The organism is Enterobacter sp. SA187, from assembly GCF_001888805.2.
Classification (GTDB): domain Bacteria; phylum Pseudomonadota; class Gammaproteobacteria; order Enterobacterales; family Enterobacteriaceae; genus Enterobacter_D.
Genome location: NZ_CP019113.1, coordinates 844,217 through 869,873, shown reverse-complemented (window position 1 = coordinate 869,873; position 25,657 = coordinate 844,217). Strand labels below are relative to the sequence as shown.

Genomic DNA, 25,657 nt, shown 5'->3' with positions numbered 1-25,657 from the left:
GTTCATCCTTGATGAACGGCGCATCTCTTTCTCACATCAAACAATATCATCCACCACGCCGCCGTCCACGCGCAGTGCAGCACCTGATGTCGCTGACGCCTGGGTCGAACAGACATAGACCACCATATTGGCGACCTCCTCGACCGTGGCGGCGCGCTGGATCACTGAACTCGGGCGGTTCGCCATCACGAACTCTGTCGCCAGTGTTTCCAGAGATTTGCCGGTGCGTTCCATGTCATCTTTCATCATGGCGGCGAAGCCGTCTGACATGGTCGGACCCGGCAGCACGCTGTTGACCGTTACGCCGCTACCGGCGACAAATTTTGCCAGTCCGCGGGCAAGGGAAAGCTGCGCGGTTTTGGTCACGCCATAGTGGATCATGTCCGACGGGATATTGAGCGCCGATTCAGAGGAGATAAACACCACCCGTCCCCAGCGTTTTTGCACCATGCCAGGCAATAATGCACGGGCGAGGCGGACGCCGGACATAACGTTGGTCTGCCAGTAGTTTTCCCAGGTTTCGTCGTCGGTGGAGTAGAAATCCTGCGGGCCATAAATCCCGGCATTGTTTACCAGAATATCCACGCCGGAAGCCGCCCGCAGCACCGATTCCACTCCTTCCGGCGTACTGAGATCGGCAATGGCCGCACGCACCGCCACGCCCGGCACCACCTGCTGGAGATGCTGAATACCCTGATTTACCGAACTTTCGCTGCGGCCATTCACGATCACTTCCGCACCGCTCTCTGCCAGGCCGCGGGCGATAGCAAAGCCAATCCCGCCCGTTGAGGCGGTCACCAGCGCGAGTTTTCCCGTTAAATCGATTTTCATGGACTGCTCCCGGTCATTATTGATGATTCTTCAGACCGTTAAGCGTAGCAGTTGCGTGGCGCAAGATGAGTTATCCCTAGCCAGGCAACCGGCTTTTAGGACGGCCAGGCCCCAGCAGGATCGCCAGCTTGCTGCCGCCTTTGGTGGTCTCCATCCAGATCTTACAGACGCTGGTGAGCGGCACAGAGAGCAGCATTCCCACCGGGCCGAGCAGCCATCCCCAGATCAGTAAGGATAAAAATACCACCATAGTCGACATGCCCAGACGGTGGCCCATCATGCGCGGCTCCACCATATTCCCCAGCACCATGTGCACGACCAGGAAGAGGATCCCCACCATCATAAACTCGTAAAAGCCGTTGAACAGGAAGGCCTGGATCATCGGCGGGATGGCCGAGATCACCGAGCCGATGTTAGGCACATAGTTAAGTAAAAATGCCAGCACGCCCCACATCAGCGCAAACTGGACGCCTAACAGCATGAGACCCAGCCAGATGATGGCCCCGGTCCACAGGCTGATCAGCGTTTTCAGCGCCAGGTAGTGCGACACACCTTTTAAGGCGCGGTGCAATCCGGCGATATGGATCTGCGGATTGTTCAGCGCAAAGCGCAGTTTGTACGGCAGATGGCGCACTTCAAACAGCATAAACACCACGGTCATCACCAGCAGCACAATGCTCGCCATAGCGTTCGACAGGCCGGTCATCAGCAGGGTGGCAAAGGCCATCATTTTGTCGGAGTCCATGCGCTGTAACATGCGCTCCGGCGACATGTGCAGATGCAGGAACGGCATCATGTCCTGTAACTGCAGAACCTTACGCGTTAATTCCTTATTGTATTTAGGCAGCATGGTGATGAATTCATTAAATGACGCCGCCAGCACGCCAAACAGCGCGGTCAGCACGATCATCATGACAACCACCACAATGGTGATCGCGACTGGTCGCTTCACGCCGCGACGCAAAAACCAGGTCACCAGCGGATTAAGCACGATGGCGAAAAACAACGCCATTAATAACTGAACAATAATGTCGGCGGCGGCATGGATGCCCGCCAGAATAATAACCAGAGCGGCTAATTTCAGGAGGATATGCAAGCCCGCTTTATCGGGCTGGGGGGTGATCATAGTGAATTCCTTTTTTCGCTGTGCCCGCTAAGTGTAGTGCGTTAGCGGGGCTTCGTATGACGTGCATTATCTGAATCTGCTGCTGATTTTCAGCCGTCATCATGATAATAGTGAAACACTGTTGTAAAAAATGTGGTGAGTTCCATGCCTGAACCCGTTGCCGAACCGGCGCTGAACGGATTGCGCCTCAACCTGCGCATTATCTCTGTCGTTATTTTTAACTTCGCCAGTTATCTGACTATCGGCCTGCCGCTGGCGGTATTGCCCGGCTATGTCCATGATGTGATGGGATTTAGCGCCTTCTGGGCGGGACTGGTGATCAGCCTGCAATATTTTGCCACCCTGGTGAGTCGTCCTCATGCCGGGCGTTACGCCGATCTGTTCGGCCCGAAAAAGATTGTCGTCTTCGGTCTGTGCGGCTGCGTGCTGAGCGGCCTGTTTTATCTGCTGGCGGGGCTGAGCGCCGCCACGCCGGTGGTCTGTTTATTGCTGCTGTGCCTGGGCCGGGTGATCCTCGGCATCGGGCAGAGTTTTGCCGGGACCGGGGCTACGCTGTGGGGCGTCGGCGTGGTGGGATCGCTGCATATCGGAAAAGTGATTTCGTGGAACGGTATTGCGTCTTACGGGGCGATGGCGATTGGCGCGCCGCTGGGGGTGCTCTGCTACCACTACACCGGGCTGACGGGGCTGGCGGCCATTATCATGGCGGTGGCGGTAACGGCGCTACTGTTTGCCCTGAGCCGTCCGGCGGTGAAGGTCAGCAAAGGCAAGCCGCTGCCGTTTCGCGCCGTGCTGGGGCGGGTCTGGCTGTACGGCATGGCGCTGGCGCTCGGCTCTGCCGGTTTTGGCGTCATCGCCACCTTTATCACCCTGTTTTACGACGCCCGTGGCTGGGATGGCGCGGCCTTCGCCTTAACGCTGTTCAGCTGTGCCTTTGTCGGCACACGGCTGTTTTTCCCCAATACCGTTAACCGCGTCGGCGGGCTGAACGTGGCGATGGTCTGTTTCGTGGTGGAAACCCTCGGCCTGGTACTGGTGGGGCTGGCTGTCGATCCCTGGATGGCAAAAATCGGTGTACTGCTGGCGGGGGCGGGTTTTTCGCTGGTCTTCCCGGCGCTGGGCGTGGTGGCAGTGAAGGCCGTGCCGCAACAGAATCAGGGCGCGGCGCTGGCGACCTATACGGTATTTATGGATCTTTCGCTGGGGGTGACAGGACCGGCGGCCGGGCTGTTGATGGCATGGGCGGGCGTATCGGTGATCTATCTGGCGGCTGCGGGGCTGGTGGCGGTGGCGCTGTTGCTGGCATGGCGGTTAAAAAAACGGCCTCCTGTGGAGACCGTTGTTTAACTATGCGTGTCCGGCAGAGACTTATTTCAGCACGATGGTGTTGATAATGTTCTCAGCTGCCGTTTGCGCCTGCTGCTGGTTTTCGGCCGGCAGCGTGACCTGAATGGTCAGCAATTTGTTATCCACTTTACCCAGCACCACGGAAGACCAGGCGGTCTGGCCTTTGGCAGAGATAATGCTGTCGAGCTGCTGCATTTTCTGGCCTTTCACGTCGATGGATTTGTTGGTCACCACCTGCAGCTGCGGATCGCGGCTGCGCTGCTGATCTTCCAGACGTTTGGTCAGCACGGACAGCTCTTCGTTGCTGTTATCGCCGACAATAACAATCACCGCTTTCTGGCCGGTCGCGTCAGAGTAGACGTGCATGTTGTTAGCCTGGGTGCCCAGTTTGCCGCTCTGATCGGTCATGTCTGCGGGCAGCGAGAAACTCAGCTTGCCGTCCAGCAGCGTTACTGGCTGACCGGTCGCATTGGCTTCCGCCGACGCAGCCTGCGCCGGAGTCGCTTTATCATTGTTGTCACAGGCCGCCAGCCCCATTACCAGCAGGCCAATACCGACATATTTAACCAGATTGCGCATTGACTTCTTCCTTTCGATAAACGGCCATAACGGCTCATTCGTCCATCTTATCACAAGTTATCAGGCGTACCTTTAACTGGCCTGCAACGCCGGAATTTCAGATTTATCTGCCAGTCTTTTCAGGCACATATTAAGCAGTACGCCGTACATCGGCAGGAAGAAGACCAGGCTGATAAGCACCTTAAAGCTGTAGTCAACGAGCGCGATTTCCATCCAGTGTTGCGCCATAAACGCATCCGGACTGCGCCAGAAGGCGATAAAGAAGAAGGCGATGGTATCGCTGGCGTTACCGAAGATGGTGGAAACCGTCGGCGCAAGCCACCAGTGGCGGCTCTGGCGCAGGCGGTTAAAGACGCGTACGTCGAGGATCTGCCCCAGCGTATAGGCCATAAAGCTGGCGGCGGCGATACGGGCGACAAACAGGTTGAAATGCGCCAGCGCGCCGAATCCCTGCCAGCTACCCATATAAAACAGCGACGAAATGATATACGACACCACCAGCGCCGGGATCATCACGGCAAAGATAATGCGTCGGGCCAGCGGCGCGCCAAAAATACGCACGGTGAGATCGGTGGCGAGGAATATAAACGGAAAGCTGAACGCGCCCCAGGTGGTGTGGAAACCAAAAATGGTGATTGGCAACTGCACCAGATAGTTACTGGAGGTGATCACCAGTAAATGGAATAGCGATAACCAGAACAACGCTTTTACGCGCTGGGATTGAGAGAACTGCGACATATTGTGACCTTTTTAGTGGTTGGGGTTAGGGAACCCAATTAATGCAACGTAATTTTATAAAGCCGCCGCATCATACTGCTTTGACTCACCATTGCAATGGCTAATTTTCACGCAATCGTTAACCTGACTTGCGTCACAAAAATGGCGGCGTAAACTAATGCGGTTTTTGACCGGATGAGACAACCATGAGCGATCTGTTTACCACACCTGACCACACCCTTGATGCCCTGGGGCTGCGTTGCCCGGAACCTGTCATGATGGTGCGCAAAACCGTGCGCAGCATGCAGGCGGGCGAAACCCTGCTGATTATTGCCGACGATCCGGCGACCACGCGCGACATCCCCGGTTTCTGCCGTTTTATGGAGCATGAACTTGTGGCGCAGGAGACAGAATCGCTGCCTTATCGCTATCTGCTGCGTAAAGGCGACTAGCCGCTGACCGCAAAAAGAACCCCTGTTGTCACATTGTTAAACCTCCGTTTCATTATTTTAGCGCTTTTGTGAACCGCTTCACCCCTGCCCGTCACAACCCAGGCTAATTTCTAAGCGTAAAAATAAAACACAGTTTTACCGCTGACCCTACCCTGGAGCTGACCCGATGAAAACGACCCTCAAGCCGTTACTGGCTTCGCTGTGCCTGTCCACCGCGTCATTACTGTTTGCCCCTGCCGTGATGGCGCAGGTGATCAAAGCCGCCGACGTGCATCCGCAGGGCTACCCGAACGTGGTGGCCGTGCAGAACATGGGCGAAAAACTCAAACAGCAAACCGATGGCAAATTAGAAATTAAAGTCTTCCCCGGCGGCGTATTAGGGGATGAAAAGCAGATGATTGAACAGGCGCAGATGGGGGCAATCGACATGATCCGCGTCTCGATGGCGCCGGTCGCCGCTATTCTGCCGGACATCGAAGTTTTCACTCTGCCGTACGTTTTCCGCGATGAAGACCATATGCATAAAGTGATCGACGGCGATATCGGCAAAAGCATCGGCGAAAAGCTGACTAACAACCCGAAATCGCGGCTGGTGTTTCTTGGCTGGATGGATTCCGGCACCCGTAACCTGATCACCAAGACGCCCGTCACCACGCCTGAAGCGCTGAAAGGGATGAAGATCCGCGTGCAGGGCAGCCCGGTGGCGCTGGCGACCCTGAAAGCAATGGGCGCGAACGCGGTGGCGATGGGGGTAAGTGAAGTGTACAGCGGCATGCAGACCGGCGTTATCGACGGCGCGGAAAACAATCCACCAACCTTTGTGGCCCATAACTACCTGCCGATCGCCAAGAATTACACCCTGAGCGGTCACTTTATTACCCCGGAAATGCTGCTCTATTCCAAAGTGAAATGGGACAAACTCAGCGCCGACGATCAGCAGAAAATCCTCACCCTCGCCCGTGAAGCCCAGGCCGAACAGCGCACGCTGTGGCAGGCGTATAACGCCGACGCGGTCGCGAAAATGAAAGCTGGCGGCGTGAAATTCCAGGAAATCGACAAGGCGGTCTTTGTGAAGGCGACAGAGCCGGTGCGCGCGCAGTATGGCGACAAACACCAGGATCTGATGAAAGCCATCGCGGATGTGAAGTAATTCTGCTGCGCCAGCCGTCCGCTGGCGCATAACGCCTTGTGGAGGACGTATGTCCGAAATCTACCTGAAGTGGATGGATCGCCTGTACCTGCTCGCCATGACAGTGGCGGGGATTTCCCTGCTGGTGATGACCATTGTCATCCCCATCGGCATTTTCTCGCGCTACGTGCTTAACCGCGGCGAATCCTGGCCGGAACCGGTCGCCATTATCTGTATGGTGACTTTTACCTTTATCGGCGCAGCGGTGGGCTACCGTGCCGGATCGCACATCGCCGTCAACATGCTGACCGATCGTCTGCCGCTGGCGCTGAAAAATGTCTGTGCGCGGGTGGTGGATCTACTGATGCTGCTCATCTCCAGCCTGATCTTCTGGTACAGCTATTTACTGTGTGTGGAACTGTGGGAGCAGCCGGTAGCGGAATTCCCGGTGCTGACCTCCGGGGAGAGTTATCTGCCGCTACCTGTTGGTTCGGCGATCCTGATCCTGTTTGTGATTGAGCGGCTGCTGTTCGGTTCCCAGGAGAACCGTCCGGTAGTGCTGATTGGTAACCATGGTTAAGAGGTGAGAGATGGATGCATTTGTGTTGTTGTTCACCCTCGCCATTCTGCTGGCGCTGGGGATGCCGGTGGCCTTTGCCGTCGGCCTGAGCGCCGTCGCAGGCGCGCTGTGGATCGATTTACCCCTTGAGGCGCTGATGATCCAGATCACCAGCGGGGTGAACAAATTTACCCTGCTGGCGATACCGTTCTTCATTCTCGCCGGCGCGATCATGGCGGAAGGGGGCATTGCTAAACGGCTGGTGAATTTTGCCTATATCTTTGTCGGCTTTATTCGCGGCGGCCTGTCGCTGGTGAATATCGTCGCCTCCACCTTTTTCGGTGCGATTTCCGGCTCGTCAGTGGCCGATACCGCCTCGATCGGCAGCGTGATGATCCCGGAGATGGAAAAGAAGGGCTATCCGCGCGATTATGCGGCGGCGGTGACCGCCAGCGGTTCGGTACAGGCCATTCTTATCCCGCCCAGCCACAACTCGGTGATCTACTCTCTGGCGGCAGGCGGCACGGTGTCCATCGCCACGCTGTTTATCGCCGGTGTGCTGCCGGGACTGCTGCTGGGCGTCTGCCTGATGATCATGTGCCTTGGCTTTGCCCATAAGCGCGGCTACCCGAAAGGCGACAGGATCCCGTTTAAGCAGGCGTTGAAGATTTTCTTTGATGCGCTGTGGGGGCTGTTTACTGTCGTGATCATCCTCGGCGGTATTTTGTCGGGAATTTTTACGGCCACCGAATCTGCTGCTGTGGCCTGCCTGTGGGCCTTTTTCGTCACCATGTTTATCTACCGTGACTACAAGTGGAGCGAACTGCCGAAGCTGATGTGCCGCACGGTGAAAACCGTCACTATCGTCATGATCCTGATAGGCTTTGCTGCCGCCTTCGGTGCGGTGATGACCTACATGCAGCTGCCGGAACGTATTACCGCGTTCTTTACGTCGCTGTCAGATAACAAATACGTCATCCTGATGTACCTCAACGTTATGCTGCTGCTGATCGGCACGCTGATGGATATGGCGCCGATTATCCTCATCCTGACGCCGGTGCTGTTGCCGGTTACCAACGCGCTGGGGATTGATCCGGTGCACTTCGGCATGATCATGATGGTTAACCTGGGGATCGGCCTGATCACGCCGCCGGTGGGATCGGTGCTGTTTGTCGCCAGCGCCGTCAGCAAGCAGAAGATCGAGTCCGTCGTGCGCGCGATGCTGCCGTTCTACGGCATGCTGCTGCTGGTGCTGGGAATGGTGACTTATATCCCGGCGATCTCGCTGTGGTTGCCGCGATTGCTGGGGATGCAGTAGTCCGCTACCGCTTACCCAACAACCGCAGCGCATTCGCCGTCACCAGCACGGTGGCGCCTGTGTCAGCCAGCACCGCCAGCCACAGGCCGGTGATGCCGAGCAGCGTGGTGACCAGGAAAATGGCTTTCAGACCCAGCGCGATCGCGATGTTCTGCCGGATATTGGCATGGGTGGCGCGGGCCAGCTGGATCATCTGCGCCAGCCCGGTCAGGCGGTTGTGGGTCAGCGCCGCATCGGCGGTTTCCAGCGCCACGTCGGTGCCGCTGCCCATGGCGATGCCGAGGGTGGCGGCTTTCATGGCCGGTGCGTCATTAATGCCATCGCCCACCATTGCCAGCGGCGACTGCCGATCCAGCGCGGTCACGGCGGTCACCTTATCGGCGGGCAATAACCCGGCACGGAATTCCAGTCCCAGCGCGCTGGCAATGGCCGCTGCCGCGCGGGGATTATCGCCGGTGAGCATCACGCCGCTGATGCCAAGCCGACGCAGGGCATTTACGGCTTCAGGGGCGTCTTCCCGCAGCGTATCGCGCAGCGCCAGGGTGCCGCACAGCCCGCCATCGCGCAGCACGGCGATCACCGTCTGGCCCTGCGCTTCCTGTTCCTGAATTTGAGTAAGCCAGCTTTCGTCCAGCACACCGGCAGGCAGTTTATCCGGCGCGCAGATAAAGATAGATTTCCCCGCGACCCTTGCCTCAATACCCCTGCCAGGCAGCGTACGCTGATCTTCCGCCTGCATCAGCGTCAGATTGCGCGCCTGCGCTTCCTCTGTGATGGCCTGCGCCAGCGGATGGGTGGATCCCTGTTCCACGGCGGCGGCACAGGCCAGCAGTTCATCTTCACCCATCCCCTGCGCCGAAACGCCCACTACCTGCGGTTTACCCACCGTCAGCGTGCCGGTTTTATCGAACGCCACCTGACGAATACGGCCCAGCTGTTCCAGCGCCGCGCCGCCTTTGATTAGCGCTCCACGACGCGCCGCCGCCGCCAGCCCGGAGGTGATGGCGGCCGGGGTGGAGATCACCAGCGCGCACGGACAGCCGATCAGCAGCAGCGTCAGGCCCTTGTAGATCCACTCGTACCAGGCCGCTCCTGCCAGCAATGGCGGCAGCACGGCCACCAGCAGCGCCGCCGCCATGATGACCGGCGTATAGACGCGGCTGAAGCGATCGATAAAGCGCTCGATGGGCGCGCGGCGTTCCTCAGCTTCTTCGATCAGTTGCAGAATGCGATCAATGGCGCTTTCGCCCGGGCGGGAAATGACTTCCAGCGTCACCAGCCGGTCGACGCTGGTCGCCCCGGCGGGAACTTTTTCTCCTGCGCGGCGCTCAACGGGCACCGACTCACCGGTTAACGCGCTTTCGTCAAAGCTGGCGAAGGCGGCGAGTAGTCTTGCATCCGCCGGTAAACGCCCGCCCGCTGCCACTTCAATCACATCGCCGGGGCGCAGACTGTCCGGTGCCACGGATTCACGCGCCGAGCCCGTGAGCCGCGTGGCGCTTTCCGGTTTCAGGGCCATCAGCGCCGTGACGCCCTGGCGGGCGCGGCTGGCTGCCCAGCCTTCAAGCCGCTCGCCGATTAAAAACAGCAGCAATACCATGGCCGCTTCGGCGGTGGCGCCGATAAACAGCGCGCCGATGGCCGCCACGCTCATCAGCGTTTCAATGGCGAACCAGCTGCCGCTTTTTATCAGCCGCAGCGCCTGGCGGGCAACGGGGAACAGACCGACCAGCGTGGTGGCGATAAACGCCAGCTGGCCGAGGGGATGATTAACCTGCTCCAGACCCCAGCTGATGGCCATCATGACCGCCAGCGTCAGCAGCGGCAGGTTCTCCCGCAGGGTGGAGACGGGCGGGAGCGGGGCCTGCGCATCGCGCAGCGTATAACCGGCGCGCTGTACGGCGGTTTCAATCTGCGCACGGACATCGCGCCCGGCATCGACAATCAGTTTTTCGGTGGCGAAGGTGACCTGGACCTGATTCACGCCCTCAACCTGGCGCACGGCGGTTTCGACTTTACGGGCGCAGGCGGCGCAGTCCATCCCGGCGACCTGCCAGGAAAAACGGCTGCCCTGCGGATCGCCGGATAGCGATGCCGGTGCCGGATCGGCATGGTCAGCGCAGCAGTTTTTTTCAGGCGCAGGCGTTAACGGGCGCAGCGGGGCGCGGGCAAACTGCGGCGTTTTTTTGACGGGCGGCGTGAGCATGGCATCCTCCGGGAATGATAATTTTCTCATTACCCGGAGGATACACTCTGGAGTCGACTCCAGAGTCAAGCATTATAAGTAGAGCGATCGCACGATGAGGAAATGCCCGGCAAAGTAGCAGGCGGCAGAGATGGCGTTGTCGGCGTGGAAGCGGCGGCGGTAGTGACTGCCCAGCCAGACGATATTCCCCAGCAGCAACAGCGCGGCACCCACAAAGGCGGACAGGGCCGGGGCCGTCGGACGGAAGAACCACAGCTCGCCCGCCAGCCATACCATCACCAGCGTCATGGCGATAAAGGTACAGATCGGCCAGCGCAGCTCCTCCAGTCGCGTCCAGATCACCGCGATCAACAGCGCGCCAATGACCAGCAGCGCCAGCGGCAGCGGCCAGAAAAAGGACAACGTCATCTGACCGGCGAAGTAGATGGTGTAGAGCAGATGGGCGAGGAAATACGCGCCTATGGCGTACAGCAGACGCTGGCGCGGCAGCAGCGTCAGCGCATCACCGATCAACGAGGCGCACAGCCCCGCCAGCACCAGATAGCTGATGGCATCAAACATCGGCGCCTGCCAGGCAAGCAGCAACAGCAGTAATAAAGTGACAGGTTTAAATACCCAGCGTTGCCATGCCGGCCCGCGATACGACGCGTCCACATACAACCATGCGGAAAAACATACAGCGATAAACGACCAAAGCATCTTAATTCCTTGAATTCGTTATTGTCGCGTGGGCGTTGCGCCCACAGCCCTGTCTTCAGTGTAGTGGTCGCGCAACGCAGATGGCAACGCCCCTTCAGCCTGCGGGGAGACTTTCCGCATTTTCTGAGGCATCCGGTGAGGATTATTTTTTGTTTTGCAGCGCTTTCAGACGTTTTTGCCACACCAGCAGCTCAAAGACGCCGAACAGAAAAACGCGCCACTGTTCCGCCGCCGTCATCTGTGGGCCATTTTTGGGCAGCGCGGTTTTCAGCATCACCATTTGCAACGCATGCATAAAAGCGGTGAATACCAGCGCGACGTTGACGAAAATATTCAGCGGCCGCGGGAAAGGGTGGATGAGGTTGAGGATAAGAAACGCCCATACCCCCAGCATCAGTAAACGTCCCAGATTAATCAGCATGTTGCTCTCCTTGTACGGTGCGGTGATACAGACGATAGGCCACCTGACCGGCCACTTTCTCGCGATGCAGATCCCAGTGCACAGGTACCTGCGGCAGCCCGTTTTCCACTTCGCTTTCGACATAAATCAGCGCGTCGTCCGCCAGCCAGCCGTTCACTTCCAGCAGGCGTAAGGTCTCGTCGAGCAGCCCTTTGCGAAACGGCGGATCGACAAAAACAATATCATGGGGGGTACCGGTCTGATTCAGGAATGTCAGGGTGTTGGTGTTGACCACGTTGGCGTTAGCGGCTTTCAGCGTCGCCAGATTTTGCTGTAACTGTTGCGCCACGCTGCGCTCCATTTCAATGAGCGTGGAGGCACCGGCGTAGCGTGACAGCGCTTCCAGACCCAGCGCGCCGCTGCCCGCAAAGCAGTCGAGGCAACGGGCATTGACCATCGACGGGGCAAGCCAGTTAAACAGGGTTTCGCGCACGCGGTCCGTCGTCGGGCGCAGACCAGGGCTGTCGGGCACCGGCAGTTTACGGCCACGCCACTGTCCGCCAATAATACGAATCTGGCCGCTGGCGGCACGGTTGGGTTTTTTCATAGTGAAAGCTCTGGTCACAAATTTATCCCGCTATTTTAACGGCGGGAAGCGTGGGGTGGAACCTTAATCCTCAGGCGGTGCCGTGTTGCAAGGAAAGTGGTAGACTAACGAAAGACTTATCATTACATCTTACTCATTTTTCAGCCCCCTGTTTGCGACAATGCGGGCTGCGCCATGAATAAACCGCGAGGAGTGTAGTCGCAAATGGCAAAAGAGAAAAAACGTGGCCTGTTCTCCTGGTTAGGCTTTGGTCAGAAAGAGGAGCCGCAGGAAGCCGCGCCAGAACAGAAAATGGAATCCCAGGCGGTTGTTGAAGAACAACCCCCTGTTGAAGCACAAGCCCCTGTTGAGGAACAGACGCCTGCCGAAACTGCGCCCCATTCGCAGATCGAATCCGAGGCCTTTGCCGCGGACGTCGTGGACGTCACGGAAAAGGTGATTGAGCGCGAAGCGCAACCGGAAATCCTCGCTGAAGAGGCGGTTGTTGAACCGGAAGCGGTCATCGAGCCGGAAGCGATCGTTGAACCTGAAGCGATTGTCGAGCCTGAGGTGGCGGTAGAGCACAAAGAACTGCCGGTGCCGGAAGAGATCGCAACCATCGAACCGGAGCCGGAAGCGTGGCTGCCTGAAGAAGGTACCGTCGTTGCCGCAGACGAGCCAGAGCCGGAGCCTGAGGCGATCGTCGAGCAGGAAAAACCGACTAAAGAAGGTTTCTTTGCGCGCTTAAAACGCAGCCTGGTGAAAACCAAAGAAAATCTCGGTTCCGGATTTATCAGTCTGTTCCGCGGCAAAAAAATCGATGATGATCTGTTTGAAGAGCTGGAAGAGCAACTGCTGATTGCCGATGTCGGCGTGGAAACCACCCGTAAAATCATTACCAATCTGACGGAAGGGGCCAGCCGCAAACAGCTGCGCGATGCGGAATCGCTGTACGGTCTGCTGAAAGATGAAATGAGCGATATCCTCGCAAAAGTCGACGAACCGCTTAATATTGAAGGCAAAATGCCATTTGTTATTCTGATGGTTGGCGTTAACGGCGTGGGTAAAACCACCACCATCGGCAAGCTGGCGCGTCAGTTTGAGCAGCAGGGCAAATCGGTGATGCTGGCGGCAGGGGATACCTTCCGTGCGGCAGCGGTGGAACAGCTTCAGGTATGGGGCCAGCGTAACAACATTCCGGTGATCGCCCAGCACACCGGTGCGGACTCCGCCTCGGTGATTTTCGATGCCATCCAGGCGGCGAAATCCCGTAAGGTGGATGTGCTGATCGCCGATACCGCAGGGCGCTTGCAGAATAAAGCGCACCTGATGGAAGAGCTGAAGAAAATTGTCCGCGTGATGAAAAAGCTCGATGTCGACGCGCCGCATGAAGTGATGCTGACCATCGACGCCAGCACCGGACAAAATGCGGTAAGCCAGGCCAGACTGTTCCACGAAGCCGTCGGGCTGACCGGGATCACCCTGACCAAACTTGATGGTACCGCCAAAGGCGGCGTGATCTTCTCGGTAGCCGACCAGTTCGGTATTCCGATCCGCTATATCGGTACCGGCGAACGTATTGAAGACTTACGTCCGTTTAATGCGGGCGATTTTATAGAGGCACTTTTTGCCCGAGAGGATTAACAATGATTCGCTTTGAACATGTCAGCAAGGCTTATCTCGGCGGGAGACAGGCGTTGCAGGGGGTGACATTCCACCTGCAACCGGGCGAGATGGCGTTTCTGACCGGCCACTCCGGCGCAGGTAAAAGTACGCTGTTAAAGCTGATCTGCGGTATCGAGCGGCCAAGCGCCGGGAAAATCTGGTTTTCCGGGCATGAGATCAGCCGTCTGAAAAACCGCGAAGTGCCGTTTCTGCGTCGGCAGATCGGCATGATTTTTCAGGATCACCATCTGTTAATGGACCGTACGGTCTTTGACAACGTGGCGATCCCGCTGATTATCGCCGGGGCCAGCGGTGAAGACATTCGTCGTCGCGTATCGGCGGCGCTGGATAAAGTCGGGCTGCTCGACAAAGCGAAAAACTTTCCCATTCAGCTTTCCGGCGGTGAACAGCAGCGCGTGGGCATTGCCCGTGCGGTAGTGAACAAACCTGCGGTGCTGCTGGCGGACGAACCGACCGGTAACCTGGACGACGCGCTGTCGGAAGGGATTTTGCGTCTGTTTGAAGAATTCAACCGCGTTGGGGTAACGGTACTGATGGCCACGCACGACATGAGTCTGATTGCGCGCCGCTCGTACCGCATGCTGAGTCTGAGCGACGGTCATTTGCATGGAGGCCTGACGGGTGAATAAACGCGACGCAGTCAATCAAATCCGCCAGTTCGGCAATAAACTGGACCGCTTCCGTAAACCGGGACAGGGCAGCGGCGGCAACCGTGGCGGTTCCGGCCGCAGCAAAACGCCGCCGAAGCCTGGCTCGCGCAAGACCAACGTTTTTAATGAACAGATGCGCTACGCCTGGCAGGGCGCGGTGCAGGATCTGAAAAGCAAACCGCTGGCGACTCTGCTGACGGTGATGGTGATCGCCATCTCCCTGACGCTGCCGAGCGTCTGCTATATGGTGTACAAAAACGTTCACCAGGCCTCATCGCAGTATTACCCGTCGCCGCAAATTACCGTCTACTTCGATAAGACACTGGACGACGGCGCCGCGCAGCAGGTGGTCGGGCAGTTGCAGGCGGAACAGGGCGTCGAGAAGGTGAACTACCTGTCGCGGGAAGACGCGCTGGGCGAGTTCCGCAACTGGTCAGGCTTTGGCGGCGCGCTGGATATGCTGGAAGAAAACCCACTGCCCGCTGTGGCGGTCGTGGTGCCGAAAATCGACTTCCAGAATACCGAATCGCTGAATACCCTGCGCGACCGTATCACCCGCATTAACGGCATTGATGAAGTGCGGATGGACGACAGCTGGTTTGCGCGTCTGGCTGCGCTCACCGGGCTGGTGGGCCGCGTGTCTGTGATGATCGGCATTCTGATGGTGGCGGCGGTATTTCTCGTCATCGGTAACAGCGTGCGTCTGAGCATTTTCTCCCGTCGCGACAGCATCAACGTGCAGAAACTGATCGGCGCAACGGATGGCTTTATTCTACGTCCGTTCCTCTACGGCGGGGCGCTGCTCGGCTTTAGCGGGGCATTCCTGTCGCTCATTCTGTCGGAGATCCTGGTGATGCGGCTGTCATCGGCGGTGACGGAAGTGGCGAAGATTTTCGGCACCCAGTTTGAGCTAAGCGGCCTCTCATTTGACGAGTGTTTATTACTGCTGCTGGTGTGCTCAATGATTGGCTGGCTGGCCGCGTGGCTGGCAACGGTGCAACATTTACGTCACTTTACCCCCGACTAAAAATTCTCTGATATACTCTTTCCCTGCTGCATCGGATGTCTGTTAGCAGGGAAAGAGTCCCTGATCTCTCTTTTCTCCTGCTTAGCCTTTATCATAGTAATGTCACATTTTGTGCGTAATCTATTCACAACGTTGCATGGAACTTGTGGATAAAATCACTGTCTGATAAAAGTGTGGATGATATTCTCGCTGCTCATAAGCGCTGGCATGTTTGTTGCCTGAAGGGGACAAGCCGCCGCCAGTAAGAAGTACATTGAGAGGATTTGAATGACCAAAGAAATGCAAACTTTAGCTTTAGCCCCTGTTGGTAACCTGGAATCTTATATCCGGGCTGCGAACGCATGGCCGATGTTGACGGCTGATGAAGAGCGGGAGCTTGCTGAAAAGCTGCATTACCAGGGTTCACTGGAAGCAGCTAAAACGCTGATCCTGTCGCACCTGCGCTTTGTTGTTCATATTGCTCGTAACTACTCGGGCTATGGCCTTCCGCAGGCAGACCTGATTCAGGAAGGTAATATCGGCCTGATGAAAGCTGTGCGCCGCTTCAATCCGGAAGTGGGTGTGCGTCTGGTCTCTTTCGCCGTGCACTGGATCAAAGCCGAAATTCACGAATACGTGCTGCGTAACTGGCGTATTGTGAAGGTCGCCACCACTAAAGCGCAGCGTAAGCTGTTCTTTAACCTGCGTAAAACCAAGCAGCGTCTGGGCTGGTTTAATCAGGACGAAGTGGAAATGGTCGCCCGCGAGCTGGGTGTTTCCAGTAAAGACGTGCGTGAGATGGAATCCCGTATGGCCGCCCAGGACATGACCTTTGACATGTCGTCGGACGATGAATCCGACAGCCAGCCAATGGCGCCGGTACTCTATCTCCAGGATAAAACCTCTAACTTTGCCGACGGCATTGAAGACGATAACTGGGAAGAGCAGGCCGCGAACAAACTGACCGATGCGATGCAGGGTCTCGACGAGCGTAGCCAGGCGATCATTCGCGCCCGCTGGCTGGACGAAGACAACAAGTCTACATTGCAGGAACTGGCCGACCGCTATGGTGTTTCCGCTGAGCGTGTGCGCCAGCTGGAAAAGAACGCCATGAAAAAACTGCGTATCGCCATCGAAGCCTGATCTCCGCAAACCGCTTTTTGTGGTTTGACGTCAAAGACCCCTGGATGAAAGTCCGGGGGTTTTGTTTTTTTACGCCTGCTCTGGCGATTTTTTACCCTGTGGCAAACACTTACAGATGCGCATTTCGTGTTTATGGCATCTCAGGGGGTCAGGGTGAAAAATAACGAACTCAATGAAAGACGTTTACAGGCCACGCCGCGCGGCATTGGCGTGATGTGTAATTTTTATGCGGATAAAGCCGAAAACGCCACGCTGTGGGACGTGGAAGGCAACGAGGTGATCGACTTCGCCGCGGGCATTGCCGTGCTCAATACCGGGCATCGTCATCCGAAAGTGATGGCCGCCGTGGAAAAACAGCTGCACGCCTTTACGCACACGGCGTATCAAATCGTGCCCTATGAGAGTTACGTCGCGCTGGCGGAAAAAATCAACGCGCGCGTGCCAGTCGCAGGGCCTGCCAAAACCGCCTTTTTCTCGACCGGCGCTGAAGCGGTGGAAAACGCGGTGAAAATCGCCCGCGCGTACACTCGCAGGCCGGGTCTTATCACCTTTGGCGGCGGCTTTCATGGCCGCACCTATATGACGATGGCGATGACCGGCAAAGTCGCGCCCTACAAAATCGGCTTCGGTCCCTTCCCCGGATCGGTGTTTCACGCGCAGTACCCTAATACGCTGCATGGCGTGAGTACAGCCGATGCGCTGAACAGCCTTGAGCGTATTTTCAAAGCAGACATCGCGCCGGATCAGGTGGCGGCCATCGTGCTGGAGCCGGTGCAGGGTGAGGGCGGATTTGTCATCGCACCGGATGATTTCATGCAGGGACTGCGCGCCCTGTGTGATACCCACGGCATTCTCTTGATTGCCGACGAAGTGCAGACCGGCTTTGCCCGTACCGGCAAACTTTTTGCCATGGAGCATTTCAGCGTCAAACCCGATCTCATCACCATGGCGAAAAGCCTCGCCGGTGGGCTGCCGCTGTCGGCGGTAGCGGGACGCGCAGAGGTGATGGACGCGCCTGCGCCGGGCGGGCTGGGCGGCACCTATGCCGGAAACCCGCTGGCAGTGGCGGCAGCCCTGGCGGTGCTGGAGGTGATCGACGAAGAAAACCTGTGCCAGCGCGCGGCCCAACTGGGACAGCATCTGGTGGAAGTGCTGGAAAAAGCCAGAGCGGAGTGCCCGCAGATTGCCGGGATCCGCGCGCTGGGTTCCATGGTGGCGGTGGAGTTCGCCGATCCGCACAGCGGCGAGCCGTCGCCGGAATTTACCCGTCAGGTACAGGCGCGGGCGCTGGAGGCCGGACTGCTGCTGCTCAACTGCGGCGTGTACGGCAACGTGATACGTTTCCTCTATCCGCTGACCATTCCGGAAGCGCAGTTCCGGCAGGCGCTGGATATTATTCACGCGTCGCTAACCCGGTAAAAATGTTGTTACATATTCTGAAAAATGGGGTATGTTTTAGCAGAGTATGCTGCTAAAGCACGGGCGGCAGACCAATAATCGAAATAAAGTGCTGAACAACAACATCACAACGAATGTAATAACCACAATAATGGGGATTCTCAGGATGAAAATGAAGGGTAAAGCGTTACTGGCAGGATGTATCGCGCTGGCAATGAGCAACGTCGCATTCGCGAAAGACATTAAAGTTGCGGTGGTGGGCGCGATGTCCGGCCCGGTAGCGCAGTATGGCGACCAGGAATTTACCGGCGCGAAACAGGCGATCGAAGACATCAACGCCAAAGGCGGTATCAAAGGCGACAAGCTGGTTGCGGTACAGTACGACGATGCCTGTGACCCGAAACAAGCCGTTGCCGTTGCCAACAAAGTGGTTAACGACGGTATCAAATACGTGATCGGCCACCTGTGTTCCTCCTCTACCCAGCCAGCGTCTGACATTTATGAAGACGAAGGCATTCTGATGATCACGCCAGCTGCCACCGCGCCGGAACTGACCGCACGCGGCTATAACATGCTGCTGCGCACCACCGGTCTGGACTCTGACCAGGGCCCGACGGCTGCAAAATACATTCTGGAAAAAGTGAAGCCGCAGCGTATCGCCGTGATCCATGACAAACAGCAATACGGTGAAGGCCTGGCGCGTGCCGTGCAGGAAAACCTGAAGAAAGGCAACGCGAACGTGGTGTTCTTCGACGGTCTGACTGCGGGTGAGAAAGACTTCTCCACGCTGGTGGCGCGTCTGAAGAAAGAGAATATCGACTTCGTTTACTACGGTGGCTACCACCCGGAAATGGGGCAGATCCTGCGCCAGGCGCGTGCTGCCGGTCTGAAAACCCAGTTTATGGGCCCGGAAGGCGTGGCGAACGTCTCCCTGTCTAACATTGCCGGTGAATCTGCCGAAGGTATGCTGGTTACCAAGCCGAAGAACTACGATCAGCTGCCGGTGAACAAACCTATTGTTGACGCGATCAAAGCGAAGAAACAGGATCCGAGCGGTGCATTCGTATGGACCACCTACGCGGCGCTGCAATCCCTGAAAGCGGGGCTGGAGCATTCAGAAGATCCGGCAGAGATCGCCAAATACCTGAAAGCCAACTCTGTGGAAACCGTAATGGGGCCACTGAGCTGGGATGAGAAGGGCGACCTGAAAGGGTTTGAGTTCGGCGTGTTCACCTGGCATGCGAACGGTACGGCGACTGACGCGAAATAAGAAAACCGTCAAATACCATCCTTCCTGTAAACCCGCTGCGGCGGGTTTTTTCATTTGATTGCGTTACGCGACAAAATGTCGCAAACTTGAGATGTTTAAAAAAACCATTGTTCCAAAACGATGGCCACAAAACTGGAGTACCGATATGGCAATTAGCATCCGGCTGGATGATGATTTTGTTGAAAAAGTGAAGGTTCATGCCGACGCGCAGAGCCGTAGCGTGCCGAAGCAAATTGAACACTGGGCAAAAATAGGACGCATTGCGGAAGCGAATCCTGAAATGTCCTGGGCGCTTATTAACGAAATCCTGCTGGCTAAATCAGAAATCGACAACGGACACGTCACCAAATATGTGCGCAAAAAAGACAGGACCTGAAATTGAGGTATATCAGTCACGTCGTTTTGAAAAGAAATTTGCCGCGCTGACTGAACAGGAACAGAAAGATGTCGATGAGCAAATCGAACTGATCCTGGACGATCCAGAACTTGGCGAACGCAAGAAAGGGGATCTCAGTTTCCTGCGCGTACATAAGTTCAGAATGAATAACCAGCTGTACCTGTTAGGTTACAGCTGGATTGAAGGAAAGCTGGAGCTGTATCTTCTAAGCATTGGCTCCCACGAAAATTTTTATGACGAGCAGAAACGTCATCGCAAAGCCGATCTGAAGCTCATCGTATAGTCTGCTTCCCCTTGCGCCGGTGAGGGGATTTACCGCTTCTGCCAGCCGTCCGCGCGGGCGCTGAAACCTGCCGACTGCATAAACGCATCCATCACCGTTTTATCTTCGACCGCAATATCAGACATCCACCAGACGCTGATCTCCGGGTGTGCGCGCAGCACTTCCTCCAGCAAATACTTGCCCACGCCACGGCGGCGGGTGACGTCGCGTACGCGCAGCGAATCCAGCGCTCCGTCTTTGCCGCTTAAGGTGACGCGCACCGCAGCCAGCAGACGATCGTTAAACCGTGCGGCATAGATGCAGTGGCTGTCGTCAACCGCCAGGGAGTCCGGGGAGTACTCCGGCCAGATTTTGCCTAAATCGATATGATCCTGTTCGCTGAATGTGTTCAGACGGATGATAGTCAGTTTCATTTACTGCGGGTCCAGATCGTCAAGTGAGGGTGCAGTGTACTCAATTTTTGCGCTCAGGCGCTTTCACTTTTTAAATCCATTCATCAGGCGATTACTTCTGACTCAGCCGTCAGAGTAGTTTTAAACGTCAGGGATCGAAAAATAAGCAGTATTTTAACCTGACAGGCAGTGATTTATTCCACGCTTTGTACCATTATTTTATGCTGGCAAGGGCACTTTTTTTGTTTATCTCTGAATAAATACAGAATATTATCTGTTCTTAATCGCCTGAAAAATAGGGAATTTAGTGTGGTTTTCAGTAAAAAACTACGCTAAACCATTAAAGGCACAGGTAAAAATAGCATTGTGCATTAAATCGTCAGCGTTATTTTTAACCATTAACAAACAAATTTTATACACAATTATTATGAGCCGCCGCGGGGTCTTCCTTCGCCGGTGGCCAGACGTGTAAACACGACATCACGAATGGGGATTTTCAGGTATGAACAGGAACGCGAAGACGTTGATCGCGGGGATGATCGCACTGGCGATGTCGCAAACCGCTATTGCTGCCGATATTAAGGTAGCGGTGGTCGGGGCGATGTCCGGTCCGGTTGCCCAGTGGGGCGATATGGAATTCAACGGTGCCCGTCAGGCCATCAAAGATATTAACGCCAAAGGCGGTATCAAAGGCGACAAGCTGGTCGCGGTGGAATATGACGACGCCTGCGATCCAAAACAAGCGGTGGCGGTGGCCAACAAAATCGTTAATGACGGTATTCAGTATGTTATCGGTCATCTCTGCTCATCATCCACCCAGCCCGCGTCGGACATTTATGAAGACGAAGGCATCCTGATGATTTCGCCGGGCGCCACCAATCCCGAACTGACACAGCGCGGCTATCAGCACATTATGCGTACCGCAGGCCTGGACTCCTCACAAGGGCCGACCGCCGCAAAATACATTCTGGAAAAGGTGAAGCCGCAACGCATCGCCATTATTCATGACAAGCAGCAATACGGCGAAGGTCTGGCGCGCTCGGTGCAGGACGGCCTGAAAAAAGGCGGCGCGAATGTGGTCTTCTTTGACGGTATTACCGCCGGTGAGAAAGATTTCTCCGCGCTGATCGCCCGTCTGCAAAAAGAAAATATCGACTTCGTGTATTACGGCGGCTACTACCCTGAAATGGGGCAGATGCTGCGCCAGGCGCGCGCAAGCGGTCTGAAAGTACAGTTTATGGGACCGGAAGGCGTGGGCAATTCGTCGCTGTCGAATATCGCGGGCGAGGCGGGCGAAGGCATGCTGGTGACGATGCCAAAACGCTATGACCAGGATCCGGCAAACAGCGCTATCGTTTCCGCGCTGAAAGCCGATAAAAAAGATCCGTCCGGCCCGTACGTATGGATCACCTATGCCGCTGTGCAGTCGCTGGCGACCGCGCTGGAACGTACCGGCAGCGATGAGCCATTAGCGCTGGCAAAAGATTTAAAAGCAAACGGTGCTAAGACCGTGATTGGGCCGCTGAACTGGGATGAGAAAGGCGATCTGAAGGGATTTGAATTTGGCGTCTTCCAGTGGCACGCCGACGGTTCATCCTCGGTAGCCAGATAACACTCCCACCGCCCGGCACTGTCGGGCGGGAATAAAAAGGTTTCCCTATGTCCGAGCAGTTTCTCTACTTCATGCAGCAGATGTTTAACGGCGTTACGCTGGGAAGCACCTACGCGCTTATTGCCATCGGTTACACCATGGTTTACGGCATTATCGGCATGATCAACTTCGCCCACGGCGAGGTGTATATGATCGGCAGTTATGTCTCCTTTATGATCATCGCCGCGCTGATGATGATGGGCATCGACAGCAGCTGGCTGCTGGTGGCCGCCGGCTTTGTCGGGGCGATTGTCATCGCCAGCGCCTACGGCTGGAGTATCGAACGGGTGGCCTATCGCCCGGTGCGCAGCTCCAAGCGCCTGATTGCGCTGATCTCCGCCATCGGGATGTCCATCTTCCTGCAAAACTACGTCAGCCTGACGGAAGGGTCGCGCGATGTGGCGCTGCCAAGCCTGTTTAACGGCCAGTGGGTGGTGGGCAGCAGTGAAAACTTCTCCGCGTCCATTACCACCATGCAACTGGTGATCTGGGTGGTGACTTTCGTCGCCATGCTGGCGCTGACGCTCTTTATTCGCTACTCCCGCATGGGCCGCGCCTGTCGCGCCTGTGCCGAAGATCTGAAGATGGCGAGCCTGCTCGGCATCAACACCGACCGCGTGATCGCCCTGACCTTTGTCATCGGCGCGGCGATGGCGGCGGTGGCGGGCGTCCTGCTCGGTCAGTTCTACGGCGTAATCAACCCGTACATCGGCTTTATGGCCGGGATGAAAGCCTTTACGGCGGCGGTGCTGGGCGGTATCGGCAGCATTCCGGGCGCGATGATCGGCGGCCTCATTCTGGGCGTCGCGGAATCGCTCTCTTCGGCGTACCTGAGCACGGAATATAAAGATGTGGTGTCCTTCGCGCTGCTGATTGGCGTGCTGCTGGTGATGCCGACCGGGATCCTCGGCCGTCCGGAGGTAGAGAAAGTATGAAACCGATGCATTTTGCGATGGCGCTGCTGTCGGCGGCGATGTTCTTCGTACTGGCTGGCGTCTTTATGGGCGTGCAGCTGCAGCTGGACGGCACCAAACTGGTGGTCGGACACGCGGCGGATATCCGCTGGCAGTGGGTGTTTGTCGGCACCGCAGTGGTCTTTTTCTTCCAGCTGCTGCGTCCGGTATTCCAGAAAAGCATGAAGGGCATCTCCGGCCCGAAGTTCGTGCTGCCGGCCATTGATGGCTCCACGGTAAAACAGAAACTGTTCCTGCTGGCGTTGCTGGTGCTGGCAGTGGCCTGGCCGTTTATGGTGTCGCGCGGCACGGTGGATATCGCCACCCTGACCATGATTTACATCATTCTCGGTCTGGGGCTGAACGTGGTGGTGGGGCTGTCCGGCCTGCTGGTGCTGGGCTACGGCGGCTTCTACGCCATTGGCGCGTACACCTTCGCGCTGCTCAACCACTATTACGGCCTCGGCTTCTGGACCTGCCTGCCGCTGGCAGGGCTGGTATCGGCGGCGGCAGGTTTCCTGCTCGGCTTCCCGGTGCTGCGTCTGCGCGGCGACTATCTGGCGATTGTCACCCTCGGCTTCGGCGAAATTGTGCGTATTCTGCTGCTCAACAACACCGAAGTGACCGGCGGGCCAAACGGTATCAGCCAGATCCCAAAACCGACGCTCTTTGGTCTGGAGTTCAGCCGTACGGCCCGTGAAGGCGGCTGGGATACCTTCAGCAACTTCTTCAACGTGAAATACGATCCAAGCGACCGCGTGGTGTTCCTCTACCTGGTGGCGCTGCTGCTGGTGGTGCTGAGCCTGTTCGTCATTAACCGTCTGCTGCGTATGCCGCTGGGCCGCGCGTGGGAAGCGCTGCGCGAAGATGAAATCGCCTGCCGTTCTCTGGGCCTGAATCCGACCCGCATCAAGCTGACCGCGTTCACCATCAGCGCCGCCTTTGCCGGTTTTGCCGGTACGCTGTTTGCTGCGCGTCAGGGCTTTGTCAGCCCGGAATCCTTCACCTTTGCGGAATCCGCCTTTGTGCTGGCGATTGTGGTGCTCGGCGGCATGGGCTCGCAGTTCGCGGTGATCCTGGCGGCTATCCTGCTGGTCGTCTCCCGTGAATTAATGCGTGATTTCAATGAATACAGCATGTTAATGCTCGGTGGCCTGATGGTGCTGATGATGATCTGGCGTCCGCAGGGCCTGCTGCCCATGACCCGTCCACAGCTGAAACTGAAAACCGGGGAAGCCGCGAAAGGAGAGCAGGCATGAGTCAGCCTTTATTGTCCGTTAATGGCCTGATGATGCGCTTCGGCGGTCTGCTGGCGGTGAATAACGTCTCGCTGGATCTGCATCCGCAGGAAATTGTGTCGCTGATTGGGCCGAACGGCGCGGGTAAAACCACGGTGTTCAACTGCCTGACTGGCTTTTATAAGCCGACCGGCGGCACCATCATGCTGCGCGATCAGCATCTGGAAGGTCTGCCGGGCCAGCAGATTGCCCGTATGGGCGTGGTGCGCACTTTCCAGCACGTGCGCCTGTTCCGCGAAATGACGGTGATCGAAAACCTGCTGGTGGCGCAGCATCAGCAGCTGAAAACCGGTCTGTTTTCCGGCCTGCTGAAAACCCCGGCCTTCCGTCGCGCGCAGACTGAAGCCTTGGATCGCGCCGCCACCTGGCTTGATCGCATTGGTTTGTTAGCACACGCTAACCGCCAGGCGAGTAACCTGGCGTACGGCGATCAACGTCGTCTGGAGATCGCCCGCTGCATGGTGACGCAGCCGGAGATCCTGATGCTCGACGAACCCGCGGCCGGTCTGAACCCGAAAGAAACCAAAGAGCTGGACGAGCTGATTGTCGAGCTGCGTAATCATCACAACACCACCATCCTGCTGATTGAACACGACATGAAGCTGGTGATGGGTATTTCCGACCGCATCTACGTGGTGAACCAGGGCACGCCGCTGGCCAACGGGACGCCGGAGCAAATTCGTCATAACCCGGATGTTATCCGTGCCTATTTAGGTGAGGCATAAGATGGAAAAAGTCATGTTGTCCTTTGACAAAGTAAGTGCCCACTACGGCAAGATTCAGGCGCTGCACGACGTGAGCCTGAATATCAGGCAGGGGGAAATCGTCACCCTGATTGGGGCCAACGGCGCGGGTAAAACCACGCTGCTGGGCACGCTGTGCGGCGATCCGCGCGCCACCAGCGGGCGTGTGACCTTCGACGGGAAAGACATTACCGACTGGCAGACCGCGAAAATCATGCGGGAAGCGGTGGCAATTGTGCCGGAAGGGCGTCGCGTCTTCTCCCGCATGACGGTGGATGAAAACCTGGCGATGGGCGGTTTCTTTGCCGACCGCGAGCAGTTCCAGACCCGTATTAAGCGCGTCTACGAGCTGTTTCCGCGTCTGTATGAGCGCCGTATTCAGCGTGCGGGCACCATGTCCGGCGGGGAACAGCAGATGCTGGCGATTGGCCGCGCGCTGATGAGTCAGCCGCGTCTGCTGCTGCTGGATGAGCCATCGCTCGGTCTTGCGCCGATCATCATCCAGCAAATCTTCGACACCATCGAACAGCTGCGTCAGGAAGGGATGACCATTTTCCTGGTCGAGCAGAACGCCAACCAGGCGCTGAAGCTCGCCGATCGCGGCTACGTGCTGGAAAACGGTCACGTGGTGCTGGAAGATACCGGCGACGCGCTGCTGGCGAACGAAGCAGTACGCAGCGCCTATCTGGGCGGTTAAGTTTTATCAGGCCCGGCAACCTCCGCCGGGCCTACACATTACCTTCACCTGATCATCATCTGCCTATCATCTCCCTGACCCCTGACTGTCACCGTTTTGTAATTAAAAGGTTATTTTTCTGTCATTCGCGCGTGTCATGTT

At 57.0% G+C, this 25,657-nt stretch carries 27 protein-coding genes; 18 read left to right on the top strand and 9 right to left on the bottom strand.

Going from position 1 to position 25,657, the window contains the following annotated elements; all coding sequences use genetic code 11:
* Positions 1-36: 36 nt before the first annotated feature.
* Positions 37-831, bottom strand: coding sequence for an SDR family NAD(P)-dependent oxidoreductase (locus tag BMF08_RS04340; RefSeq protein ID WP_072571168.1), 795 nt, complete (start codon positions 829-831; stop codon positions 37-39).
* A gap of 76 nt (positions 832-907) precedes the next feature.
* Positions 908-1,957: an AI-2E family transporter gene (locus BMF08_RS04335; RefSeq protein WP_072571169.1), complete on the bottom strand. Its 1,050-nt coding sequence runs from the start codon at positions 1,955-1,957 to the stop codon at positions 908-910.
* Between the two features lie 144 nt (positions 1,958-2,101).
* Between BMF08_RS04335 and BMF08_RS04330 the strand changes: the two genes are divergently transcribed.
* Positions 2,102-3,304 carry an MFS transporter gene (locus BMF08_RS04330; RefSeq protein WP_072571170.1) on the top strand — a complete coding sequence of 401 codons (1,203 nt, stop codon included), beginning with the start codon at positions 2,102-2,104 and terminating at the stop codon, positions 3,302-3,304.
* A 21-nt stretch (positions 3,305-3,325) separates the two neighbouring features.
* Here BMF08_RS04330 and BMF08_RS04325 read toward each other — a convergent pair whose 3' ends face one another.
* Positions 3,326-3,883: a DcrB family lipoprotein gene (locus BMF08_RS04325; protein ID WP_072571171.1), complete on the bottom strand. Its 558-nt coding sequence runs from the start codon at positions 3,881-3,883 to the stop codon at positions 3,326-3,328.
* 72 nt (positions 3,884-3,955) lie between these two features.
* On the bottom strand, positions 3,956-4,621 hold the full coding sequence (locus BMF08_RS04320; RefSeq protein WP_072571172.1) for a 7-cyano-7-deazaguanine/7-aminomethyl-7-deazaguanine transporter: 666 nt from the start codon (positions 4,619-4,621) through the stop codon (positions 3,956-3,958).
* Between the two features lie 185 nt (positions 4,622-4,806).
* Between BMF08_RS04320 and tusA the strand changes: the two genes are divergently transcribed.
* From tusA to BMF08_RS04300, 4 genes are all read left to right on the top strand, one after another.
* A complete protein-coding gene (tusA, locus tag BMF08_RS04315; protein WP_072571173.1) occupies positions 4,807-5,052 on the top strand; it encodes a sulfurtransferase TusA in 246 nt (81 codons plus the stop codon).
* Between the two features lie 166 nt (positions 5,053-5,218).
* Positions 5,219-6,202, top strand: a complete 984-nt coding sequence (locus tag BMF08_RS04310; RefSeq protein WP_072571174.1) for a TRAP transporter substrate-binding protein — start codon at positions 5,219-5,221, stop codon at positions 6,200-6,202.
* Between the two features lie 49 nt (positions 6,203-6,251).
* Positions 6,252-6,761, top strand: a complete 510-nt coding sequence (locus BMF08_RS04305; protein WP_072571175.1) for a TRAP transporter small permease — start codon at positions 6,252-6,254, stop codon at positions 6,759-6,761.
* Positions 6,762-6,771: 10 nt separating this feature from the next.
* Complete coding sequence (locus BMF08_RS04300) at positions 6,772-8,058, top strand: TRAP transporter large permease (RefSeq protein WP_072571176.1); 1,287 nt, start codon at positions 6,772-6,774, stop codon at positions 8,056-8,058.
* A gap of 4 nt (positions 8,059-8,062) precedes the next feature.
* On the opposite strand, the gene zntA is transcribed toward BMF08_RS04300, so the two are convergent.
* The 4 genes from zntA to rsmD all read right to left on the bottom strand — a co-directional run bounded on the left by zntA (position 8,063) and on the right by rsmD (position 11,970).
* On the bottom strand, positions 8,063-10,264 hold the full coding sequence (zntA, locus tag BMF08_RS04295; protein WP_072571177.1) for a Zn(II)/Cd(II)/Pb(II) translocating P-type ATPase ZntA: 2,202 nt from the start codon (positions 10,262-10,264) through the stop codon (positions 8,063-8,065).
* 72 nt (positions 10,265-10,336) lie between these two features.
* On the bottom strand, positions 10,337-10,963 hold the full coding sequence (locus BMF08_RS04290; RefSeq protein WP_072571178.1) for a lysoplasmalogenase: 627 nt from the start codon (positions 10,961-10,963) through the stop codon (positions 10,337-10,339).
* A gap of 142 nt (positions 10,964-11,105) precedes the next feature.
* Positions 11,106-11,384, bottom strand: coding sequence for a DUF1145 family protein (locus tag BMF08_RS04285; protein WP_072571179.1), 279 nt, complete (start codon positions 11,382-11,384; stop codon positions 11,106-11,108).
* Complete coding sequence (gene rsmD, locus BMF08_RS04280; protein ID WP_072571180.1) at positions 11,374-11,970, bottom strand: 16S rRNA (guanine(966)-N(2))-methyltransferase; 597 nt, start codon at positions 11,968-11,970, stop codon at positions 11,374-11,376. Before rsmD ends, BMF08_RS04285 begins: the two co-directional genes overlap by 11 nt.
* A gap of 204 nt (positions 11,971-12,174) precedes the next feature.
* Here rsmD and ftsY point away from each other — a divergent pair, with 204 nt between their 5' ends.
* The 8 genes from ftsY to BMF08_RS04240 all read left to right on the top strand — a co-directional run bounded on the left by ftsY (position 12,175) and on the right by BMF08_RS04240 (position 19,782).
* A complete protein-coding gene (gene ftsY / locus BMF08_RS04275) occupies positions 12,175-13,593 on the top strand; it encodes a signal recognition particle-docking protein FtsY (protein ID WP_072571181.1) in 1,419 nt (472 codons plus the stop codon).
* 2 nt (positions 13,594-13,595) lie between these two features.
* On the top strand, positions 13,596-14,264 hold the full coding sequence (gene ftsE / locus BMF08_RS04270; RefSeq protein WP_072571182.1) for a cell division ATP-binding protein FtsE: 669 nt from the start codon (positions 13,596-13,598) through the stop codon (positions 14,262-14,264).
* Positions 14,257-15,312: a permease-like cell division protein FtsX gene (gene ftsX, locus BMF08_RS04265; protein WP_072571183.1), complete on the top strand. Its 1,056-nt coding sequence runs from the start codon at positions 14,257-14,259 to the stop codon at positions 15,310-15,312. Before ftsE ends, ftsX begins: the two co-directional genes overlap by 8 nt.
* Positions 15,313-15,579: 267 nt before the next feature.
* Positions 15,580-16,434, top strand: coding sequence for an RNA polymerase sigma factor RpoH (gene rpoH / locus BMF08_RS04260; protein WP_072571184.1), 855 nt, complete (start codon positions 15,580-15,582; stop codon positions 16,432-16,434).
* Between the two features lie 153 nt (positions 16,435-16,587).
* Entirely contained in the window at positions 16,588-17,853 is a 1,266-nt protein-coding gene (locus BMF08_RS04255) for a 4-aminobutyrate--2-oxoglutarate transaminase (RefSeq protein WP_072571185.1), read from the top strand.
* A 145-nt stretch (positions 17,854-17,998) separates the two neighbouring features.
* A complete protein-coding gene (locus BMF08_RS04250) occupies positions 17,999-19,102 on the top strand; it encodes a branched-chain amino acid ABC transporter substrate-binding protein (protein WP_158684875.1) in 1,104 nt (367 codons plus the stop codon).
* 145 nt (positions 19,103-19,247) lie between these two features.
* Entirely contained in the window at positions 19,248-19,478 is a 231-nt protein-coding gene (locus BMF08_RS04245; protein ID WP_072571186.1) for a TA system antitoxin ParD family protein, read from the top strand.
* Positions 19,453-19,782 carry a type II toxin-antitoxin system RelE/ParE family toxin gene (locus BMF08_RS04240; RefSeq protein WP_072571187.1) on the top strand — a complete coding sequence of 110 codons (330 nt, stop codon included), beginning with the start codon at positions 19,453-19,455 and terminating at the stop codon, positions 19,780-19,782. The genes BMF08_RS04245 and BMF08_RS04240 overlap by 26 nt, the downstream gene beginning before the upstream one ends.
* 29 nt (positions 19,783-19,811) lie before the next feature.
* Here the strand turns inward: BMF08_RS04240 and panM are convergent, their stop codons facing one another.
* On the bottom strand, positions 19,812-20,195 hold the full coding sequence (gene panM / locus BMF08_RS04235) for an aspartate 1-decarboxylase autocleavage activator PanM (RefSeq protein ID WP_072571188.1): 384 nt from the start codon (positions 20,193-20,195) through the stop codon (positions 19,812-19,814).
* 481 nt (positions 20,196-20,676) lie between these two features.
* Here panM and livK point away from each other — a divergent pair, with 481 nt between their 5' ends.
* From livK to livF, 5 genes are read left to right on the top strand one after another with little or no spacing between them, the layout of a single operon-like run.
* Complete coding sequence (livK, locus tag BMF08_RS04230) at positions 20,677-21,786, top strand: high-affinity branched-chain amino acid ABC transporter substrate-binding protein LivK (RefSeq protein WP_072571189.1); 1,110 nt, start codon at positions 20,677-20,679, stop codon at positions 21,784-21,786.
* A 47-nt stretch (positions 21,787-21,833) separates the two neighbouring features.
* The gene (gene livH / locus BMF08_RS04225) at positions 21,834-22,760 is read left to right on the top strand and encodes a high-affinity branched-chain amino acid ABC transporter permease LivH (protein ID WP_072571190.1); all 927 of its coding nucleotides are present in this window, start codon (positions 21,834-21,836) and stop codon (positions 22,758-22,760) included.
* Entirely contained in the window at positions 22,757-24,037 is a 1,281-nt protein-coding gene (livM, locus tag BMF08_RS04220; protein WP_072571191.1) for a branched chain amino acid ABC transporter permease LivM, read from the top strand. The genes livH and livM overlap by 4 nt, the downstream gene beginning before the upstream one ends.
* Positions 24,034-24,801 (top strand): high-affinity branched-chain amino acid ABC transporter ATP-binding protein LivG, encoded by a 768-nt coding sequence (gene livG, locus BMF08_RS04215; RefSeq protein ID WP_072571192.1) that lies wholly within the window; start codon positions 24,034-24,036, stop codon positions 24,799-24,801. The genes livM and livG overlap by 4 nt, the downstream gene beginning before the upstream one ends.
* A 1-nt stretch (position 24,802) precedes the next feature.
* Positions 24,803-25,516, top strand: coding sequence for a high-affinity branched-chain amino acid ABC transporter ATP-binding protein LivF (gene livF, locus BMF08_RS04210; protein WP_072571193.1), 714 nt, complete (start codon positions 24,803-24,805; stop codon positions 25,514-25,516).
* Positions 25,517-25,657 lie beyond the last annotated feature (141 nt).

Bases quoted from the DNA above. Each gene is read 5' to 3' on its own strand.
- BMF08_RS04320 (WP_072571172.1), bottom strand. From the start codon at position 4,621: ATGTCGCAGTTCTCTCAATCCCAGCGCGTAAAAGCGTTGTTCTGGTTA.
- BMF08_RS04335 (WP_072571169.1), bottom strand. From the start codon at position 1,957: ATGATCACCCCCCAGCCCGATAAAGCGGGCTTGCATATCCTCCTGAAA.
- ftsE (WP_072571182.1), top strand. From the start codon at position 13,596: ATGATTCGCTTTGAACATGTCAGCAAGGCTTATCTCGGCGGGAGACAG.
- livH (WP_072571190.1), top strand. From the start codon at position 21,834: ATGTCCGAGCAGTTTCTCTACTTCATGCAGCAGATGTTTAACGGCGTT.
- livF (WP_072571193.1), top strand. From the start codon at position 24,803: ATGGAAAAAGTCATGTTGTCCTTTGACAAAGTAAGTGCCCACTACGGC.
- BMF08_RS04310 (WP_072571174.1), top strand. From the start codon at position 5,219: ATGAAAACGACCCTCAAGCCGTTACTGGCTTCGCTGTGCCTGTCCACC.
- BMF08_RS04240 (WP_072571187.1), top strand. From the start codon at position 19,453: ATGTGCGCAAAAAAGACAGGACCTGAAATTGAGGTATATCAGTCACGT.
- rpoH (WP_072571184.1), top strand. From the start codon at position 15,580: ATGACCAAAGAAATGCAAACTTTAGCTTTAGCCCCTGTTGGTAACCTG.
- BMF08_RS04325 (WP_072571171.1), bottom strand. From the start codon at position 3,883: ATGCGCAATCTGGTTAAATATGTCGGTATTGGCCTGCTGGTAATGGGG.
- BMF08_RS04250 (WP_158684875.1), top strand. From the start codon at position 17,999: ATGAAAATGAAGGGTAAAGCGTTACTGGCAGGATGTATCGCGCTGGCA.
- BMF08_RS04245 (WP_072571186.1), top strand. From the start codon at position 19,248: ATGGCAATTAGCATCCGGCTGGATGATGATTTTGTTGAAAAAGTGAAG.
- zntA (WP_072571177.1), bottom strand. From the start codon at position 10,264: ATGCTCACGCCGCCCGTCAAAAAAACGCCGCAGTTTGCCCGCGCCCCG.
- BMF08_RS04300 (WP_072571176.1), top strand. From the start codon at position 6,772: ATGGATGCATTTGTGTTGTTGTTCACCCTCGCCATTCTGCTGGCGCTG.
- BMF08_RS04305 (WP_072571175.1), top strand. From the start codon at position 6,252: ATGTCCGAAATCTACCTGAAGTGGATGGATCGCCTGTACCTGCTCGCC.
- ftsY (WP_072571181.1), top strand. From the start codon at position 12,175: ATGGCAAAAGAGAAAAAACGTGGCCTGTTCTCCTGGTTAGGCTTTGGT.
- rsmD (WP_072571180.1), bottom strand. From the start codon at position 11,970: ATGAAAAAACCCAACCGTGCCGCCAGCGGCCAGATTCGTATTATTGGC.
- livM (WP_072571191.1), top strand. From the start codon at position 22,757: ATGAAACCGATGCATTTTGCGATGGCGCTGCTGTCGGCGGCGATGTTC.
- livK (WP_072571189.1), top strand. From the start codon at position 20,677: ATGAACAGGAACGCGAAGACGTTGATCGCGGGGATGATCGCACTGGCG.
- tusA (WP_072571173.1), top strand. From the start codon at position 4,807: ATGAGCGATCTGTTTACCACACCTGACCACACCCTTGATGCCCTGGGG.
- BMF08_RS04285 (WP_072571179.1), bottom strand. From the start codon at position 11,384: ATGCTGATTAATCTGGGACGTTTACTGATGCTGGGGGTATGGGCGTTT.
- livG (WP_072571192.1), top strand. From the start codon at position 24,034: ATGAGTCAGCCTTTATTGTCCGTTAATGGCCTGATGATGCGCTTCGGC.
- BMF08_RS04330 (WP_072571170.1), top strand. From the start codon at position 2,102: ATGCCTGAACCCGTTGCCGAACCGGCGCTGAACGGATTGCGCCTCAAC.
- BMF08_RS04340 (WP_072571168.1), bottom strand. From the start codon at position 831: ATGAAAATCGATTTAACGGGAAAACTCGCGCTGGTGACCGCCTCAACG.
- panM (WP_072571188.1), bottom strand. From the start codon at position 20,195: ATGAAACTGACTATCATCCGTCTGAACACATTCAGCGAACAGGATCAT.
- BMF08_RS04290 (WP_072571178.1), bottom strand. From the start codon at position 10,963: ATGCTTTGGTCGTTTATCGCTGTATGTTTTTCCGCATGGTTGTATGTG.